This is a genomic window from Muriicola sp. Z0-33, assembly GCF_026126425.1.
Taxonomy (GTDB): domain Bacteria; phylum Bacteroidota; class Bacteroidia; order Flavobacteriales; family Flavobacteriaceae; genus JAFMPW01.
Window position 1 is genome coordinate 577432 of sequence record NZ_JAFMPW010000001.1, and the last position, 17001, is coordinate 594432.

Sequence of the window (17001 nt, forward strand, 5' to 3'; positions counted from 1 at the left end):
TGTTTTTATTTTTTTCGTGTCTAGCCTTTGGATGAATTTAGAATACTCCTGCTTTTAACTGCAACCCATCCCCTTCTTCTAACCCAAACATAAGATTCATATTCTGAACGGCTTGTCCGGATGCTCCTTTTAAAAGATTATCTATGGCCGATGTGATTAAGAGCGTGTCTTTGTGCTTATGAATATGAATATGGCACTGATTTGTATTTACCACTTGTTTTAAGTGAATTGGATCATCGGTTAGTTGCGTAAAAAGTGCATCGGAATAGTATGAGGCATAAAGCTGTTTTGCTTCCGACTCTGACCCCTTAAATTGGGTGTAGGCCGTGGCCAGGATACCTCTGGTAAAATTTCCTCTGTTGGGCAGGAAAAATAGTTCTCCGGCATCTGGCTGAAGGGATGACAGGCTTTCATTAATTTCACCGAGATGCTGGTGAGTAAAAGGCTTGTACCAGGATACATTGTTATTTCGCCAGCTAAAATGCGTAGTTGCTGTTGGACTTACGCCAGCACCTGTACTTCCTGTTACCGCATTTACATGTACTGCATTTCCCAACAGGCCTTTGCTGGCCAACGGCAGAAGTGCCAGTTGTACTGCTGTTGCAAAACAACCTGGATTGGCTACAAATTGGGATGCTATAATTTTGTTTTTATTCAATTCAGGGAGGCCATATACAAATTGTTTTCCTAGAAAATTGGCGTCATTCATAAGCCGGAAATCATTGCTGAGATCAATGACTTTAGATTTAGAAGAGAATGTATTGGCTTTTAAAAATTTACTTGAATTACCATGACCCAGGCAAAGAAAGACCAGGTCGACATCCGGATTTACGTTGCCCGTAAATTCAAGTTCAGTGACCCCCAAAAGATCCGGATGTGCAGAAGTCACTTTTTTTCCTGCCCTGGTTGTACTGTAGACAAAATTTATATCTACGGCAGGATGATTCAGCAAAATTCTTATCAATTCCCCTCCGGTATATCCAGAGCCACCTATAATACCTGCTTTAATCATGATCATTATTTACGTGGTTACTAATTTTTCCAGGATTTGAAAGTATTTTGATAAAACCTTTGGCATCATCTGCAGTCCAGCCTTTATTCATTTCACCATAACTTCCAAAAGAAGCATTCATAAGGTCATGTTCTGAGGAAATTCCATCCAATTCAAATCTATAAGGATGCAGGCTTACAAAGACATCGCCAGATACATTTTTCTGAGTATCTGTGAGGAAAGCTTCAATATTCCGCATTACCTCATCCAAATAGTTTCCTTCGTGTAATAGCATTCCATAGAAATTCCCAAGTTGGTCTTTTTGAAATTGCTGCCATTTGCTCAGGGTGTGTTTTTCCAATAAGTGGTGCGCCTTTATAGTGATAAGGGCTGCTGCTGCTTCAAATCCTACCCTTCCCTTGATTCCGATTATTGTATCTCCCACGTGGATATCTCTTCCAATAGCATATTGCGAAGCCAAATCCTGAAGTTTTGTAATGACCTCCACGGGATGAGCCACATTATCGTCCAGGGCAACTAATTCACCTTTTCTAAAACTGAGTTTTATAGTTTTGAAAGCAGTTGCCGTTGCCTGGCTGGGATAGGCCGAGTTGGGCAATGGTTTATCTGAGGTTAAAGTTTCTTCTCCTCCGACACTGGTTCCCCATAGTCCCTTATTGATAGAGTATTTTGCTTTTTCCCAGGAATAGGCGATACCATTTTCCTTTAAATACGAGATCTCTTCCTCCCTTGATAACTTGTGGTCCCGAATTGGGGTTATAATTTGGATATCCGGAGCCATGATTTGAAAGATCATATCAAACCTAACCTGATCATTGCCTGCACCAGTACTTCCATGAGCGATGTATTTTGCTCCTATTTTCTTAGCGTATTTCACTATTTCTATTGCCTGCACAATTCGCTCTGCGCTTACAGAAAGAGGATATGTATTATTTCTAAGCACATTACCAAAAACAAGGTACTTTACCACTTTATCGTAGAAGGTATTTACTGCTTCTAATGAGGTATAACTTTTAGCCCCCAGTTGTTGGGCCTTTTCACCTATCTGGGCTATTTCCTCCTTCGAAAATCCCCCGGTATTTACACTCACGGCATGGACCTCATATCCTTTTTCCTTAGAGAGATATTTGGCACAATAAGAAGTGTCTAATCCTCCGCTATATGCTAAAACTAATTTGCTCATTTCTTTCCTTTTTTTAGAAACAATTGTTCCTTAATACTTTTTAATCTTTTGAATGCCTTACTGTTCACCTTGTCTTTTTTGATTTTCGTTTTGTGCAAAGGGTCATAAAGCATGCCGGTACACAAGCACATTTTTTTTTCGGTACGTGTAAGTACATCGAAGTTTTTGCAGGTCTGACATCCTTTCCAGAAAGAGGGATCGTCCGTTAGTTCTGAAAATGTTACCGGCTTATAGCCCAATTCGTAGTTCATTTTCATCACAGCAAGACCGGTAGTTATCCCAAATATTTTTGCGTCGGGAAACTTTTTTCTCGAAAGTTCAAATATGGCGCTCTTAATTTTTTTAGCCAATCCCTGATTCCTAAAATCCGGGTGGACTATTAGCCCGGAGTTAGCCACGTATTTTTTGTGGCCCCATACTTCAATGTAACAGAAGCCGGCGAATTTTTCTCCTTCCAGGGCAATTATAGCGTTGCCATTTTCCAGTCTTTTTATAATATATTCCGGAGATCTTTTGGCAATACCTGTTCCACGGACCTTAGCGGATTCTGTAATGGTGTCGCTGATAATCTGGGCGAATTTAATATGTGATTCGTTAGCAATTATAATTTCCATTGCCAAGTGTTTGTAATGAATAAATACGAATAAATTGTGGATTTTGCAGAAATGGACTCACCTATTTCCAATATTGGAACGCACCCTTACGGGCGACGGCGGGTAGGAACAAAAGCAGCAGCCAAAATGGCGGCTGGGAAGTAAAGAGTTATGTATGCCTTTGTTTTCATTGAAAGTCAAAAGTACAAATTATATTGAACTATCATAATTTGAGGATCAATTTTTATGAAAAAGCATTTTAGGTCCTTTTAATCTGAGAAATTCATAGACTAAGAATCCGAACACTATGAAATATTCAATAAACAGCAGCCCCAGATTTTCTTTATAGTCCGGGTTTGCATAGGCAGAATAGCTCAAAATGATCATGGCAGACCAAAATAATGGAAATCTTATATCGGTGTAAATTGTAAGTAAAACTAGAAATATAATATACCAGGGATGAACCGTGGTTGAGAGGAAATAATAACTAGCCACTGTAATTAACATAGAGACCAATAGAACTGATAGTTTTTCATTTTTCCTTAGAAAGGTCATCAGCAAAACAATTGCAATTGTTAAATAAGGAGTTATTTTACCATACTGTTTAATAAGTTCCCAGGGCTTGGCATCGAACTGAATACCAATCTTTTTAACGACATTATAAATGCCGGCATTAAACTCGAAGTTAGAGAACCACAATCCAACCGTTTTTGAGTAATTATCAATAAATTCCGGAGAGTAAAAGGGCAATAGGAGGGCAAAGGATACGACGGCAATGACCATATAAAATAGCATGCTTTTCTTAAAACCGAGATGTTTCAGGAATAGCGGTAAAAACATCAGAGGTATTAACTTAATTGAAATAGAAAAGGCGTATATAACCGCGGCGAGTAGCCACTTATGAATAGATAATAGATAAATAGACCATATAAAGAAAAACAGCATTACCCCTTCAAAATGGAGATTACCAGCCAATTCTATGATGATCAGTGGATTTAAGAAATACCAGAAAATTAAATGGGGAGATCTATTGAGTTTCTTAAGTAATTTTCTGCCAAAATAATAGATGCCTATGTCCGCTGAAATTATAATCAGTCGCAACCCTACTATAGCTCCAAGGAGACTATTTCCACCAAAGTAGGCTCCGAGGCTAAATAGTACTTGGTTAAGAGGAGGGTAGTTGCTATAATGCCTTGCGCTGAGCAGCCCCATTCCATTGTGTAGCTCATGGGCATTGTTAACCATCAGATCTGTCTGGGTTATCAATTGATCCGGAAGAAACAAATAAGGATTTATGCCGAGCAATACCAACTCTCCATCCCAAATGAATCTATAGAAATCCTGAGAGAGATTAGGTGTAGCCAGTAGAAATACAAGTCGAAAGAGAATCCCGGCGAACAAGAGAAATTTGAAATTCCATTTTTCAAATTGAATCAATTTAAAGCAGAAAAAAAACAGGGCTGCAAAAAGTGTTACCAGCTTAATCATGTCTGTTCGAACCAGGTCATATCCAAAGGCAAAATAGAATAATGCGGAAAACAGTATCATGAGTATTGGCAATCTGTGAAGTTTCCAATAAGATACAAGTCGGTTAGTCATAATTCCCAGGTTTATGGATATTTCCAGGAACCGAAAGATAATTTAATTTTTGAAAATTTCAGAGATCAAATTGCATACTAATTCTAATTTGAGCGAAGTTCTGAAATTAAATAAAATTATACTCGTGGTTTTAATGTAAGAATTCTGATATAGATCTTATCACCCCAATAGAGGCAAAGGATTTTCGGATCAAAAAGCACCGATAAATTAAATTATTAGAATAAGAGTATTAAACCCTGGAAGTAAGAGATTTAGTGAAAACAAATCCAAAGCCCAAAAATAACATCAGGTGAAAAGGAAATAATCCAAAATCGTTCAGGGGTATGGCACTGTACATTCCAAAGAGGAAATATACCATGAGGCCAAATTCTAATATCATATTGGGCGATAGTTTTTTGGCGAGATATTTATTGTCTTTCCAACTATCTGTTAAACTGTTCAGGTTAAACTTAGGCGTTCTGACAAACTCGCTGCGTTTTCCCATATGACCCTCCAAAACGGCTATGGAGTTGTGAAGTGAAAATCCAAGGGCAACCGAGAAAAAAGTAAAGAATAGTTTTATATAGTCTACAAAATTGTCAAAACTGCTTCCCTGAATACTCTTATAGGTAAACCAATAGCAGATAAAAAGTATAATAGTACTTAGAACAAAAAAGCTAAGCATATTAAAAAAGATATCAAATTGTGGGAATATCTCTTTAATATACATGGCAGGGATACTCAGTAGTGACACCAGGAATACACAAAGAAACATACTGCTGTTTAATAAGTGCATTACCCCATGAAATTTAGTCTTAAAAGAAATGTTTTTTGATGTAATAACACTCCAGACAGTTTTTCTAAAGTTCTCGGCACCTCCTTTATTCCATCTGAATTGCTGGGAGCGGGCAGCGCTTATTACTACCGGAAGCTCTGCAGGTGTTTCTACATCTTCAAGGTACTTGAATTTCCAGTTTTTCAGTTGTGCTCTGTAGCTTAGGTCTAGATCTTCTGTTAGCGTATCTCCCTCCCAATTACCGGCATCAAGGATGCATTCTTTTCTCCAGATTCCTGCAGTCCCGTTAAAATTTATAAAATGCCCTTTGGAGTTTCTGCCTACCTGTTCTAATGTGAAGTGTGCATCCAGGGCAAATGCCTGAATTTTGGTCAGCGTAGAATAATCGCGGTTAATATGCCCCCAACGCGTCTGTACCACACCAATTTCTTCATCTTTAAAATATATAACTGTTTTCTTTAACCAATCTGATGCAGGTAAGAAATCGGCATCAAATATGGCTACAAAATCACCTTTGGCAATTTTAAGACCTTCTTTCAGGGCACCGGCCTTGAAACCTTCTCTGTTCTCGCGGCGTATGTGTTGAATGTCTAACCCCTTGTCCTGAAGCTTCTTTATTTGGGCAGCAGTATCTATGACGCTATCGTCTGTGGAATCATCCAGAACCTGAATTTCTAATTTACTGTTGGGATACTCTATTTTGGAGATGTTTTCTAACAATCTCTCCATTACATACTCCTCATTATAGATGGGAAGTTGGATGGTAACAAAAGGAATTTCCTTTGGGTCCAGAAGATTGAATTTTGGGGCCACTTCATTCCTTTTTTTCTGACTTAGATAATTGACCAATAGGTTCAATTGTGCCAGACTATAAAAGAAAATCAATAACAGTGCAACACTGTAGATTCCCATGATGATGTAAGCTATAATTATTCCCATTTTACCTCAAGCTATATTTAAATATCCAACCCAGGATTTTTACGCCTGCAAATATACTACCTTTTACTGTACCAGATACCTTTGATATACCAATTCTTTTTTTATAACGCACTGGTACTTCGGTATATGTCAGTTTCTTTTTAAGTGCTTTTAGCTGCATTTCCACTGTCCACCCATAGGTTTTGTCTTCCATGGCTAACAATAGCAACTTGTCATATTTTATTGCTCTAAACGGTCCAAGGTCTGTATATGTTGCCCTAAATAGGAATTTCATTAGAAAAGTGGCTAACCAGTTACCAAAAACCTGCTGAGGTGTCATGCTCCCTTCTTCTCTTAGTCTCTTTACACGGGCCCCAATTACAAAATCAATATTGTCGTTTAGTATTGGTGCTACTAGTTTGGAGAGTTCTTCAGGGTAATCAGAATAATCTCCGTCAATAAATACGATGATATCGGGGGTTTTGGATTGTTTGGCCACATAATCCATCCCTTTGAGGCATGCATAACCGTATCCCATTCTGTCTTCGGAAAGCACGGTGGCACCTGTTTTTCGGGCATTTTCAATAGTTTTGTCGGTAGAGTTATTGCTGACAACAATTATTTCGGATACGATATCCGGAATATCTTTAATAACCTTGGCAATAGAATCTTCTTCATTAAATGCCGGGATGATAACCCTGATGTCTGTCATTTTTTCAAATCGGAGAGTTTATTTTCTTTCTTAAAACTGTTTAGATCGTACCATTCCTTTACCTTATTCCCATTGGAGTATTTAACAGCTGAACTAAGTTTTTCTTGGTAATATTTTAGACAATATCCATTTTTTTTGCCATTATTTAACTGGCACTTATGATTTATCAGGCCATTGTGGTCATAAAATATCCACCAATTGGTCATTTTTCCTTTAATAAAATGCCCCTCTTTTTCTAAAATTCCGTTTTTATGGTAAAAGAACCAATATCCGGTTTTCTGACCTTGATATTTCCACCCATGTGATTTTAATGTTCCGCTTTGGTAGTATTCCTTATAATATGCCTTATTCGTTTCTGTGGCAAGTAGAGCGGAAATTGCTATAAATATGAAAAACAGGGCTGATTTTGAGAGCATTATACTTGTTTAAGTTCTAATGACGAAGGTTTTATCAATTAGGGTTATTTTTGATTCACCAGGTCCATAAGATCCACATCATTTCCCAAAAGTACCTGATTACTATCAATACGACCTTTAAGCGGGCCGTTCTCTAGTTTTAAAACCCCTCGTGGGCAAACAGCAGAACAAATGCCACAACCTACGCAGCTAGAGCGAACAATATTCTCGCCTTTTTGAGCATAAGCCCTGACGTCTATTCCCATTTCACAATAGGTGGAACAATTTCCACATGAAATGCATTGACCGCCATTGGTGGTAATGCGAAATCTGGAAAAAAGTCTTTGTTGAAATCCAAGAATGGCAGCCATCGGACATCCAAATCTGCACCAAACCCTACTCCCGAATATGGGATAAAAGCCTACACCGATAACACCGGAAAAAACAGCTCCAATAAGAAAGGCATAGGTTTTTCTAAGGGTTTCTGATTTAAACAAAAAAACATTGCCTTCTCCGCTTAAATAATGAAATCCAATAAGAGCCAGGATGATAACAAAATAACCTATTGCACCATATTTGGCATCTTTCTGCAACTGATCTCGTTTAAAAACCATTACCAGCACAAATACCAAAGTCATAATGGCAGCGGATCCTATTAAAAAGACATCTTTTGTAAGCCAGTATTTACTGGTGTCATTTCCCAGGTAAGAGTAGATTACTGCTATGGTCATCAGGGTAACAAAGACAACAACACTATGAACTACCCAGCGTTCAATTTTCCAGGCAGATAATGATTTATCGCTCAATTGTCTGAACGAATCCCCGGCAGTTTCTGCCAGGCCACCACAACCGCACACCCAGGAACAATACCATCTTTTTCCATAGAAATAGGTTAATACCGGTGATATTACAAATATGGATACTACTCCGAATATAAGCATGCCCATTCCCACATCACCTGCATCTATAAAGCTGTTCACTCTATATCTTTCGAAATTGTAATAGTTCAGCGGCCAGATGTTTTTTAAGTCATAATAGGGCAGCTTTCCGTTGAGTCGGGCCATAATTTCCGGGATTAGGAAGGCAAATGCAGTTTGAAAAAACATTACACTTACTGTCCGGATTATTTCATATCTATTATGTCTGTATTTCCAGATAAACTTTATCCCAAAAGCCAGGATAGCGATAGTGTATAAGGTGCCGTACACAAACCACTGGCTTGCCGGGTTTCCGCTCAGGGCTTTGCTCAATGGATCAAAAAGCGCAATAACCCCACCGTTGGAACCATCTTTTACAAGTCCCATATATTCCGGGAAAAAGTAGAGCACAACATAAAACCCGGTTACAAAAATTCCCAGGATCCATCCCCAAAATCCCCTTCCTGAAATTGAGTTAAAAAAGACCCTGTCATTTTTAATTCCTTTGTGCTTGTGAGCATAAGAAGCTTTGCTAAACCAGATTGTTCCTGCAGTAATAAGTCCGAGCGACATACTGAGCCAAAGTGTTTTATTTGGAAAGTTGGTATTGAAAAAGGCAAGAACTAAGATGGCCAGCCCTGCCAGCCCTATAAAACTAGAAATCTTTTGCTGGTTACTGATCGCATTAGACGATTCTCCTGTTAAGGACATATTTCTATCTACTGTGTTCATATTTACGCTGGTGTAAGTTGTCCCTGGAAGGAGTTAAAAATTTCTTTTTCGTATTTTTTATAGAATTCAGGATCGAAATTGGCTTTTTGAAGATGTCTCATTACAAAATCCACATCCTTTTTTTCTGTCAGCCATTGGTCCATAACCTCATGGCGCATACGGATACCAAAGGTGTTTATTCCCAGAAATTCACGGGATGCTTTATGATAAGCAACGGTAATGCAAATTTTTTCTTTTGAATGTCGCCAGTGAAAATGTTTTTCAACATCTTTCTTACTCCTGTTACTGAAAACCCAGCCATAGGTCTGATATTCTATGTCGAAGAATTTGGCAGAATTAAACCAATGTCCTGGTTTATACTGTATCCTGTTTCCACAAATGGTCTGAGCAAGGGTTTCACCCATCATTCTGCCGGTATACCACACTGCCTCTATGGGTCTTCTATTGCCAATAGGTTCATGCTGTTCTGCACAATCTCCAATTGCGTATACATCTGAGATATTGGTCTCGAGAAACCTGTTTACCTTAACCCCTCTTCCCAGCTCTAGCCCGGAATCTTTTAAGAAATTTATGTTTGGTGATACACCGGGTGTAATGCCAACCAGGTTACAGGGTATAGTCTCACCTTTGTCTGTAATAACAGCACTTGCCCGCCCATTTTCATCAGCGATTATTTCTACCAGGTTAGTGTCTAGTTTAAGGTCTATATGATGCTCCCTTATGTGTTCATTTATCATTTTAGACTCACCATCTGGGAGTACCCCATCCCAAAAATTCTTTTCTCTAACCAGAAAAGTCACTGGAATATCCCTGCTTCTGAGCATCTCCGCTAATTCTATACCTATTAATCCACCACCAACAATAACGGCCCGTTTGCAAATTTCCTTATTGGGGGCGTTCACCTCTAGTAGATCTAGATCTTGTTTAGAATACAACCCTTGTACGCCATGAAGGTCTTGCCCCGGCCAGCCAAACTTGTTGGGTTTAGACCCTGTAGCAATTATGAGTTTGTCGTATTGAAGGACTCTGGAATTTTCCAGTATCAATTCTTTTTTATCGGTGTCGACCTGGTTTACATAGGCTCGAACGAGTTCTATTTTATTTTTATCCCAAAACCAATCCTCATATGGTTTTATATGTTCAAAGTTCATATGACCCATATAAACGTACATCAAAGCAGTACGGGAAAAGAAGTGGTCCGTTTCTGCAGATACAATAATTATGCGTTTATCTGAAAGTTTCCTTATGTGCCTTGCTGCAGTTACGCCGGCAATTCCATTTCCAATAATGATAATATTTTCCATAAGTGAATTAAAGGTGGTTGTGGCTTAGGTCGGTGTTAAACCAAAAAACTTAAGCTGTAAGTTATAATTTATTTTCGTTATAAAAGCGTGATACTTTTTTATGTCCTTTGGAGAAGTTATCACTTGATTTGGAGCATCCTAAATATTTCATAAAACAGAATAAGCTGCTGTAGGGATGTACAAATCTGCCCGACCTAAGCCGGGATTAACCAATGAATATTTACAGATGAAAAGGAAAATAATTTTACTCTCCAGCCTGTTTTTGCTGGCTGGTTCATTGTCTTTCGGGCAGGATACGACCCAATTTTTTGAAAAGTCAGCTTCATTTTTTGAGACCTATGTTAAAGACGGTAAGGTTGCTTATAATGAAATAAAATCTAATCCGGGGCTGCTGAATGAATTGTTGAAAATGGCTACGTCAATCAATGTGACTACAGAGAATCCCGAAGAATACCAGGCTTTCTGGATCAATGGTTACAACCTTTTGGTTATAAAAGGGATTGTAGCTAACTATCCTGTAAAATCTCCTTTAGATATCGACGGTTTTTTTGATAAGGATAAACATGCTATCGGAGGGATGGATATTAGCCTCAATGATATTGAAAACCAATTATTGCGGGCAAAATTTCCCTCAGAAGCCCGCTTTCATTTTGTTTTGGTATGTGCCGGCTTAGGATGTCCGCCGATTATCGATATGGCCTATTTGCCGTCTACCCTAAATGGTCAGTTGCAAAGGCAAACCATCTTGTCTTTAAACAACCCGGACTTTATTCAATTGAATAAAAATAAGATCAAAGTTTCCCAGATTTTCCAGTGGTATAAAGAAGATTTTACCCGGGAAAATAAGACCCTGATAGATTTTATCAACGGATACCGGGAAAGTAAAATACCGACTAATTATAGGGTAGGATATTACTCGTACGACTGGACACTTAACGATTTAAAATAATAGTACCATCTAGAATTAATCACAAAAAATTATATGAAAAAGATGATAAAAATAATGTGCTTTCTTGTGTTTCTCAATACAAGTGCAGTGGGATTTTCACAACACTCTGATGAGGCAAAAGACCAGCAGGATACTTTGCTGCAGAAGAGCAATATTCAACAGTATACTCCTTCTAAACTTGTTGGAAAGGGCCAGTGGGATTTAAAGTGGTTTAACAATCTATATACTCAAACCAAGAGCACTTTTTCGGATGGAAAAGAACCCAGGGAAACCTTTTTTACATCAACTTTAGAGGCGTACACGGGAGTAGGTGAAAACAAAAGATGGAATGTTGGTGCAATCATTGAGATCAGGTCTAATGTGGTTAATGATAGAAAGGCCTTAGACGTATTTAAATTTGACGGGGAAGAAGGCACAGCCAGGAGTGGTTTAACCTCAATTGCTCCTTCTGTGAAATTTGTACCTATTGCCGCACTTAGTAATTTCTCTATTCAAAGCTCCTTTTTTATTCCTCTGGTAGATAATGAAACCGAGAATGGTGTTTTTCTGGATCAGAAGGGCTTCATTTGGCAAAATAGATTTTTTTACGATTATACCTTTCCAGGGAACAAGTGGCAACTCTTTACAGAACTCAACACAGAACTGGGCTTTGGGGATAAGCAGGAGAGTTTTGCGAACAATAGCCTTAATCTAATTCCCGGGGTTTTTCTCAGTTATTTTCCCAGTTCAAAATTTACGGTATTGGTGCTAGCCCAGCATGCTCAGCGCCTTGATCTCGGGGAAGGTTTTGCACAGGATTTTACCGCTTTGGGTGGAGGGGCTAAATACCAACTCACCAATGCACTTAACCTGGAGCTGCTTTATACTAATTTTGTGAGAGGGAACAACACCGGCCTTGGTGAAACTTTTAACATAGGATTGAGAGCTATTTTCTGAGATAATATTAGAAATACATTATTTTAGAAGTCTTAAATTATTTCTGATGAAAAAATTAGGACTTCTTTTTTTATGCTTTATTCAATTTGCCTGTAGCAGTCAGAAAGCAGCAAAAATAAATGGCGTAAGCTTTGTGGCTTCTCGCGATAAAGCAAATCAGGAACACATAGATCAGGTGTTGAAGGTACATGCCAACCACGCAGCAATAATGCCCTTTGGTTTTATAAGAAATGTAAATTCCCCGGAGATCATCTTTGATACGGACAGGCAATGGTTTGGTGAAACAATAGCAGGTGCAAAACAATACATCAAATTACTCAAAAAGAATGGCCTTAAGGTGATGATAAAACCCCAGATCTGGATAAGTAATGGAACGTTTACTGGGACATTGTCTATGGATTCGGAAGCAGATTGGCAGGCTTTGGAAGCCTCTTATGAGGAATTTATCATGGCTAATGCAAGGCTTGCAAGAGATGTGAATGCCGAGCTGCTTTGTATTGGGACCGAGCTTGAAAAATTTGTGGAAAACAGGCCCGAATACTGGAGCGGGCTCATAAAAAAAATCCGGGAGGTGTATAAAGGCAAACTTACATATGCTGCCAACTGGGATGAATATAAGAGAACCCCGTTTTGGGCAGAATTGGACTATATTGGAATTGACGCTTACTTTCCTTTATCACAAGAGAAAACCCCAACTGTTGATCAATTAAAACTGGGTTGGCAACCCTGGAAAGAGAAAATAGGTGCGCTTTCAAGAAAATATAATAGGGCGGTATTATTTACCGAGTTTGGATATAGGAGTATGGATTTTACGGCCAAAAAACCCTGGTTGGTAGACAGGAATGAACAGGCTGTTAATTTGGATGGACAAGTAAATGCCAAGAAGGCTATTTTTGAAGAATTCTGGGGAGAAGAGTGGTTTGCCGGCGGATATGTCTGGAAGTGGTTTATTCATCACCAAAGGGCCGGAGGAGGAGATGATAATAGGTTTACTCCACAGAACAAGCCTGCTCAGGAAGTAATAGGTTATTTCTACAGCCAGTACTGATCTTAAGTACTTAGCAAAATCAACACATTTAAAATCTAGGTATATGCTTCTAAAGGCGGTGTGATATTTTTGTTACATCTATAATCTATCTTTGTTTGTGTAGAACAAACACCCTCCATGATCAAGACCTGCCTGTCTGTTTTTTGCTTGTTTTTAGGGTTGGCATTGACGGCCCAGGAACCAGTAGTGGTGGCTTTGAAAATTTCAGGTTTAAAAAAGTTGAAAACTACTTTTGTCAGACAGCTCTCCGATGTTCAGAAAGGACAACCCCTGGATTCCATTAGAATAATCGATGATATTAACCGGCTTAAACGACTTCCCTCAGTTGCATATGCCGATTATGAAGTGGTGCATCTGGGCCTGGGCAAATATCAGGTAGCATATACCATTGAAGAGAACTTTACATTAATACCTTATGCCAATGTGTATACTTCTAGCACAGACGAGTTTGCATTTAGAATAGGCTTACAGGAATTTAACTTTCTTGGTAGAAATATAACTCTGGGCGGATTTTATCAGTACGATATATACAATTCTTTCGGAATCAGTATCAGAGCCCCACAGCTTTTTAGTAATAGCTTCGGATTGGCCATTAACTATCATGATCTGACTACGCAGGAACCCGTTTTTTTTGAAAATGGAACGGCAGATTACAAGTACAACAACAAAGGCCTGGAGTTATTGGCCATGTACGAGATTAATTTTCAAAACCGCATAGAACTAGGAGGAAGTTTGTTTACCGAAGATTATGAATATCTCTTTGGAGCAACCAGCCCGGAGGTGCCACAGGCGTTAAAGGTGGATAAACATCTGATAAAACTGATCTATAATTATGATAATATTCAATATTTCTATCAATATCTTTCGGGTTTTAAGTCTACTTTGAATTTCCAATATGTAGGAAGTTCGGATACTGCTCTTCCGGAATTCCTTATAGGGTTTAACGATTTCATTTATTATAAAAGGATAGGAGAAAGAGGTAACTGGGCAAGCAGGCTCAGGTTGGGGCTGGCCAGCAACGTGGATAGCCCATTTGCACCTTTTACCCTGGATAATAATTTAAATATCAGGGGAGTCGGTAATACCATAGACAGGGGTACTGGGGCAATTGTATTTAATACGGAGTACAGACATACCTGGATAGATAAAAATTGGTTTGTATTACAAAGCAATGTTTTTATAGACGGGGGGTCCTGGCGCAACCCCGGAGGCGATTTTGGCGATTTTAGTGATAGTCAGAATATCCGTATTTATCCGGGAATTGGAATTAGGTTCATCCACAAGAGAATTTTCAATGCAATTTTCAGAATCGACTATGGTTACGGAATTACAAATGATCCTGCCAGTGGCATAGTTTTTGGAATTGGACAGTATTTTTAATAATCTTTGTAGTAAATTCTTAATGTGAGGTATTTAACGGGCTTGGTTTTAGCCATATTATTGATGGGTGTTGTTTCTGTTCAGGGGCAGGAAGCATTGCAAATTGTCATAGCCGAAAGGGGAGATGGGATATATTCGCTGTTGAGAAAAAACGGGGTAAACCCTTATGAATTATATGATGATTTCGTTGCATTAAACCGGGACAATCTAAGGGATAGTGTGCATCTGTATGAAGGCCTGGCCTATAAATTACCCAACGCTGAGGATAAAACAGAGGATGCTTCTATAATTAAAACAACCACTAAACCGGTTGCGGGAGTTACTTATCCCATATTTGGAAAAGATCATGAGCTTATTGAAATTAAGAGTGATCGGTTAGAGGGGACTGTTTATTATCTGATTTCAGGACATGGGGGCCCCGATCCGGGAGCTATGACAACCTATGTCAGCAAATCTATTTCTGAAGATGAATATGCCTACGATGTCACCCTTCGCCTGGCAAGGGAACTACTTTCTCATGGAGCCAAGGTATATGTTATTATAAGAGATCCTGATGATGGTATCCGGGACGATCGTATCCTTGAAATGGATAAAGATGAGGTCACCTATCCCAATGACAGGATTCCTTTAAACCAGGTAGCCCGATTAAAACAACGGGTAGATGCAGTAAATAAATTATATAAAAAGCATAAAGGACAGCATCAGCGCCTTATAGTTACTCATGTAGATAGTAGAACCAAAGGGCAGAATATTGATGTCTTTTTCTATCATCATGAGAAAAGCAGAAGTGGTAAGAAACTGGCCGAAAGTATTCATAAGACCTTTCAGAAGAAATATAAAAAATACCAGCCGAACCGAACATATACAGGAACTTTTGAGGATAGAAGCAGTTTGTATATGGTTAAAAACACCTATCCGGCAATGGCCTATATTGAAATCGGGAACATTAGAAATAAAAAAGATCAACGGCGCATACTGGATGCGGATAATCGTCAGGCACTGGCCAAATGGATCAGTGAAGGCGTAATTCTGGATTATGAAGAATAGGGTCTTAAGACCTTAAATTATGATGTTTCTCCTATAATACTTATATAATTTCTCCGGACCTGCCCCCAAATAGTAATTGAGGTGTATCATTCCAAAGTGATATTGCAATTGTACTATCCCTCTTTCTTCATATCTTCTTGCTGAGGTCTGCACGCGTTGTGGAAGGATTTTGAAATACGTCTTTTTGTATAATCTTCTAATAAATTCATTGTCTTCATATACTATGTAATCCTCATTAAATCCTTTTGCTTTGAAAAATAATTTTCTCGTTATAAAAAGCGACTGATCCCCACCACGACAAATAGTGTGGTTTACCCTGCTGAACCAGGCAAAAAACTTTAAAAACCTGCTGTTGCTGTCGAACTGCAGTTGAAAGCAACCAACTTCGTGCCGCTCGTGAACAGCATTAATGATACTCTGATCAAAGTTTCTTGGGGGTAGCGTATCTACGTGTAGAAAGTAGAAAATATCTCCTCTGGCATTCATTGCACCAAGGTTCATTTGTTTTGCCCTACCCCTGGAAGAAATAATTACATCCACACCAAAATCTTTCGCGATTTGAACGGTGTTATCTTTGCTTCCGCCATCTACCACCAGTATTTCCTGTATAAGTTCCTCTGAACTATTATGCTTCAGATAACGCAAAACTTTCAGAATTGCATCTTCTTCATTTAGCACAGGAATTATTATACTTATTCGGGGGTTACTCATTTTCGTTCAGATTCCAATTGTATTTTAAAAATTGAATTTTTGCGTTACTCTCAATACTTTCGTTGGTATAGGCATTAATATATTCCGCCAGAGAAGAGGAGTGGGTAAAATCTTTCTTGTACCATTTGAAAATATTAGAAAGTTGTAAGCGGTCTTTGGTAATGATATTTCTTGTCTTATCATTAATAAAATCTATTGTCACTCGTTGTAATTGAGATGGGATGCTTTGAGCGACAAAGGCTTCATTGAGCAGCTTTGGGCAGGAAAAAGAAGCACAATTGATAGCAAAATGTATCCTGGGCTCGTTCATCTTTCTCAAAATCTTATGTTCTATATGCCCAAGAGAAAGCATTTTGCCACCAACTCTGACCCTTTTTTTACCCCAGGGACTATCTATGTCTTTTATGCTTTGTACGGGATAGTTATCTAGTACTAGCTTTACGGTTGCTGCATTGTACAAGTTAATATAATAGGCCAGGCGTTCATTTATGTCTACTTGACGCTCTGGGGTATTATTGGCCAAATATTCCAAATATTTTTCCAGAACCTCAATATCATTCTTAAAATTTTGATAGTTGACATTCCCTTTAGCATCCACGTGCTTTTTAAGTAAATTGTTCCAGGCGCCATGGTTTAAAGATTGCAGCATCTTGTTTTTTTCAGCAATTGACTTATGATCAATATCCATATTGTACCCATGCCCAATATTTAGTGGTTTATCAACCTCGTAATTATGCAGCTGGCAAAAGGAAGTCAGCAAAGAGGTAATTAAGAGCAGCATTCTTAACAT

The 17001-nt window shown here is 38.6% G+C and carries 16 protein-coding genes; 5 read left to right on the forward strand and 11 right to left on the reverse strand.

What is annotated here, in order from left to right; genetic code table 11:
- Positions 1-37 precede the first annotated feature (37 nt).
- The 9 genes from argC to J1G40_RS02565 all read right to left on the reverse strand — a co-directional run bounded on the left by argC (position 38) and on the right by J1G40_RS02565 (position 10140).
- Positions 38-1012, reverse strand: a complete 975-nt coding sequence (gene argC, locus J1G40_RS02525; protein WP_265240703.1) for an N-acetyl-gamma-glutamyl-phosphate reductase — start codon at positions 1010-1012, stop codon at positions 38-40.
- A complete protein-coding gene (locus J1G40_RS02530; RefSeq protein WP_265240704.1) occupies positions 1005-2195 on the reverse strand; it encodes an argininosuccinate synthase in 1191 nt (396 codons plus the stop codon). Before J1G40_RS02530 ends, argC begins: the two co-directional genes overlap by 8 nt.
- Entirely contained in the window at positions 2192-2809 is a 618-nt protein-coding gene (locus tag J1G40_RS02535; protein ID WP_265240705.1) for a GNAT family N-acetyltransferase, read from the reverse strand. The genes J1G40_RS02530 and J1G40_RS02535 overlap by 4 nt, the downstream gene beginning before the upstream one ends.
- Positions 2810-3025: 216 nt before the next feature.
- Positions 3026-4387, reverse strand: coding sequence for a mannosyltransferase (locus tag J1G40_RS02540; RefSeq protein ID WP_265240706.1), 1362 nt, complete (start codon positions 4385-4387; stop codon positions 3026-3028).
- Between the two features lie 229 nt (positions 4388-4616).
- Positions 4617-6101, reverse strand: a complete 1485-nt coding sequence (locus J1G40_RS02545) for a glycosyltransferase (protein WP_265240707.1) — start codon at positions 6099-6101, stop codon at positions 4617-4619.
- A gap of 1 nt (position 6102) precedes the next feature.
- Positions 6103-6792: a glycosyltransferase family 2 protein gene (locus tag J1G40_RS02550; RefSeq protein WP_265240708.1), complete on the reverse strand. Its 690-nt coding sequence runs from the start codon at positions 6790-6792 to the stop codon at positions 6103-6105.
- Entirely contained in the window at positions 6789-7208 is a 420-nt protein-coding gene (locus J1G40_RS02555; RefSeq protein WP_265240709.1) for a toxin-antitoxin system YwqK family antitoxin, read from the reverse strand. Before J1G40_RS02555 ends, J1G40_RS02550 begins: the two co-directional genes overlap by 4 nt.
- A 44-nt stretch (positions 7209-7252) precedes the next feature.
- Positions 7253-8836: a 4Fe-4S binding protein gene (locus tag J1G40_RS02560; RefSeq protein ID WP_265240710.1), complete on the reverse strand. Its 1584-nt coding sequence runs from the start codon at positions 8834-8836 to the stop codon at positions 7253-7255.
- Between the two features lie 2 nt (positions 8837-8838).
- Positions 8839-10140, reverse strand: a complete 1302-nt coding sequence (locus J1G40_RS02565; RefSeq protein ID WP_265240711.1) for an NAD(P)/FAD-dependent oxidoreductase — start codon at positions 10138-10140, stop codon at positions 8839-8841.
- Positions 10141-10366: 226 nt separating this feature from the next.
- Here J1G40_RS02565 and J1G40_RS02570 point away from each other — a divergent pair, with 226 nt between their 5' ends.
- The 5 genes from J1G40_RS02570 to J1G40_RS02590 all read left to right on the forward strand — a co-directional run bounded on the left by J1G40_RS02570 (position 10367) and on the right by J1G40_RS02590 (position 15500).
- A complete protein-coding gene (locus J1G40_RS02570) occupies positions 10367-11089 on the forward strand; it encodes a DUF547 domain-containing protein (RefSeq protein WP_265240712.1) in 723 nt (240 codons plus the stop codon).
- A 33-nt stretch (positions 11090-11122) separates the two neighbouring features.
- Positions 11123-12025 (forward strand): hypothetical protein, encoded by a 903-nt coding sequence (locus tag J1G40_RS02575; RefSeq protein WP_265240713.1) that lies wholly within the window; start codon positions 11123-11125, stop codon positions 12023-12025.
- Between the two features lie 46 nt (positions 12026-12071).
- A complete protein-coding gene (locus J1G40_RS02580) occupies positions 12072-13073 on the forward strand; it encodes a glycoside hydrolase family 113 (protein ID WP_265240714.1) in 1002 nt (333 codons plus the stop codon).
- 117 nt (positions 13074-13190) lie between these two features.
- Positions 13191-14453: an outer membrane protein assembly factor gene (locus tag J1G40_RS02585; RefSeq protein WP_265240715.1), complete on the forward strand. Its 1263-nt coding sequence runs from the start codon at positions 13191-13193 to the stop codon at positions 14451-14453.
- 63 nt (positions 14454-14516) lie between these two features.
- Positions 14517-15500 (forward strand): N-acetylmuramoyl-L-alanine amidase family protein, encoded by a 984-nt coding sequence (locus J1G40_RS02590; RefSeq protein ID WP_265240833.1) that lies wholly within the window; start codon positions 14517-14519, stop codon positions 15498-15500.
- Between the two features lie 12 nt (positions 15501-15512).
- Here the strand turns inward: J1G40_RS02590 and J1G40_RS02595 are convergent, their stop codons facing one another.
- Both J1G40_RS02595 and J1G40_RS02600 read right to left on the reverse strand, forming a co-directional pair.
- Positions 15513-16211, reverse strand: coding sequence for a TIGR04283 family arsenosugar biosynthesis glycosyltransferase (locus tag J1G40_RS02595; RefSeq protein ID WP_265240716.1), 699 nt, complete (start codon positions 16209-16211; stop codon positions 15513-15515).
- Positions 16204-16992 (reverse strand): DUF547 domain-containing protein, encoded by a 789-nt coding sequence (locus tag J1G40_RS02600; protein WP_265240717.1) that lies wholly within the window; start codon positions 16990-16992, stop codon positions 16204-16206. Before J1G40_RS02600 ends, J1G40_RS02595 begins: the two co-directional genes overlap by 8 nt.
- Positions 16993-17001 lie beyond the last annotated feature (9 nt).

What these genes read in the sequence shown, in the direction of transcription:
- argC (WP_265240703.1), bottom strand. Translation starts at nt 1,012, where the DNA reads ATGATTAAAGCAGGTATTATAGGTGGCTCTGGATATACCGGAGGGGAA.
- J1G40_RS02530 (WP_265240704.1), bottom strand. Translation starts at nt 2,195, where the DNA reads ATGAGCAAATTAGTTTTAGCATATAGCGGAGGATTAGACACTTCTTAT.
- J1G40_RS02535 (WP_265240705.1), bottom strand. Translation starts at nt 2,809, where the DNA reads ATGGAAATTATAATTGCTAACGAATCACATATTAAATTCGCCCAGATT.
- J1G40_RS02540 (WP_265240706.1), bottom strand. Translation starts at nt 4,387, where the DNA reads ATGACTAACCGACTTGTATCTTATTGGAAACTTCACAGATTGCCAATA.
- J1G40_RS02545 (WP_265240707.1), bottom strand. Translation starts at nt 6,101, where the DNA reads ATGGGAATAATTATAGCTTACATCATCATGGGAATCTACAGTGTTGCA.
- J1G40_RS02550 (WP_265240708.1), bottom strand. Translation starts at nt 6,792, where the DNA reads ATGACAGACATCAGGGTTATCATCCCGGCATTTAATGAAGAAGATTCT.
- J1G40_RS02555 (WP_265240709.1), bottom strand. Translation starts at nt 7,208, where the DNA reads ATGCTCTCAAAATCAGCCCTGTTTTTCATATTTATAGCAATTTCCGCT.
- J1G40_RS02560 (WP_265240710.1), bottom strand. Translation starts at nt 8,836, where the DNA reads ATGAACACAGTAGATAGAAATATGTCCTTAACAGGAGAATCGTCTAAT.
- J1G40_RS02565 (WP_265240711.1), bottom strand. Translation starts at nt 10,140, where the DNA reads ATGGAAAATATTATCATTATTGGAAATGGAATTGCCGGCGTAACTGCA.
- J1G40_RS02570 (WP_265240712.1), top strand. Translation starts at nt 10,367, where the DNA reads ATGAAAAGGAAAATAATTTTACTCTCCAGCCTGTTTTTGCTGGCTGGT.
- J1G40_RS02575 (WP_265240713.1), top strand. Translation starts at nt 11,123, where the DNA reads ATGAAAAAGATGATAAAAATAATGTGCTTTCTTGTGTTTCTCAATACA.
- J1G40_RS02580 (WP_265240714.1), top strand. Translation starts at nt 12,072, where the DNA reads ATGAAAAAATTAGGACTTCTTTTTTTATGCTTTATTCAATTTGCCTGT.
- J1G40_RS02585 (WP_265240715.1), top strand. Translation starts at nt 13,191, where the DNA reads ATGATCAAGACCTGCCTGTCTGTTTTTTGCTTGTTTTTAGGGTTGGCA.
- J1G40_RS02590 (WP_265240833.1), top strand. Translation starts at nt 14,517, where the DNA reads ATGGGTGTTGTTTCTGTTCAGGGGCAGGAAGCATTGCAAATTGTCATA.
- J1G40_RS02595 (WP_265240716.1), bottom strand. Translation starts at nt 16,211, where the DNA reads ATGAGTAACCCCCGAATAAGTATAATAATTCCTGTGCTAAATGAAGAA.
- J1G40_RS02600 (WP_265240717.1), bottom strand. Translation starts at nt 16,992, where the DNA reads ATGCTGCTCTTAATTACCTCTTTGCTGACTTCCTTTTGCCAGCTGCAT.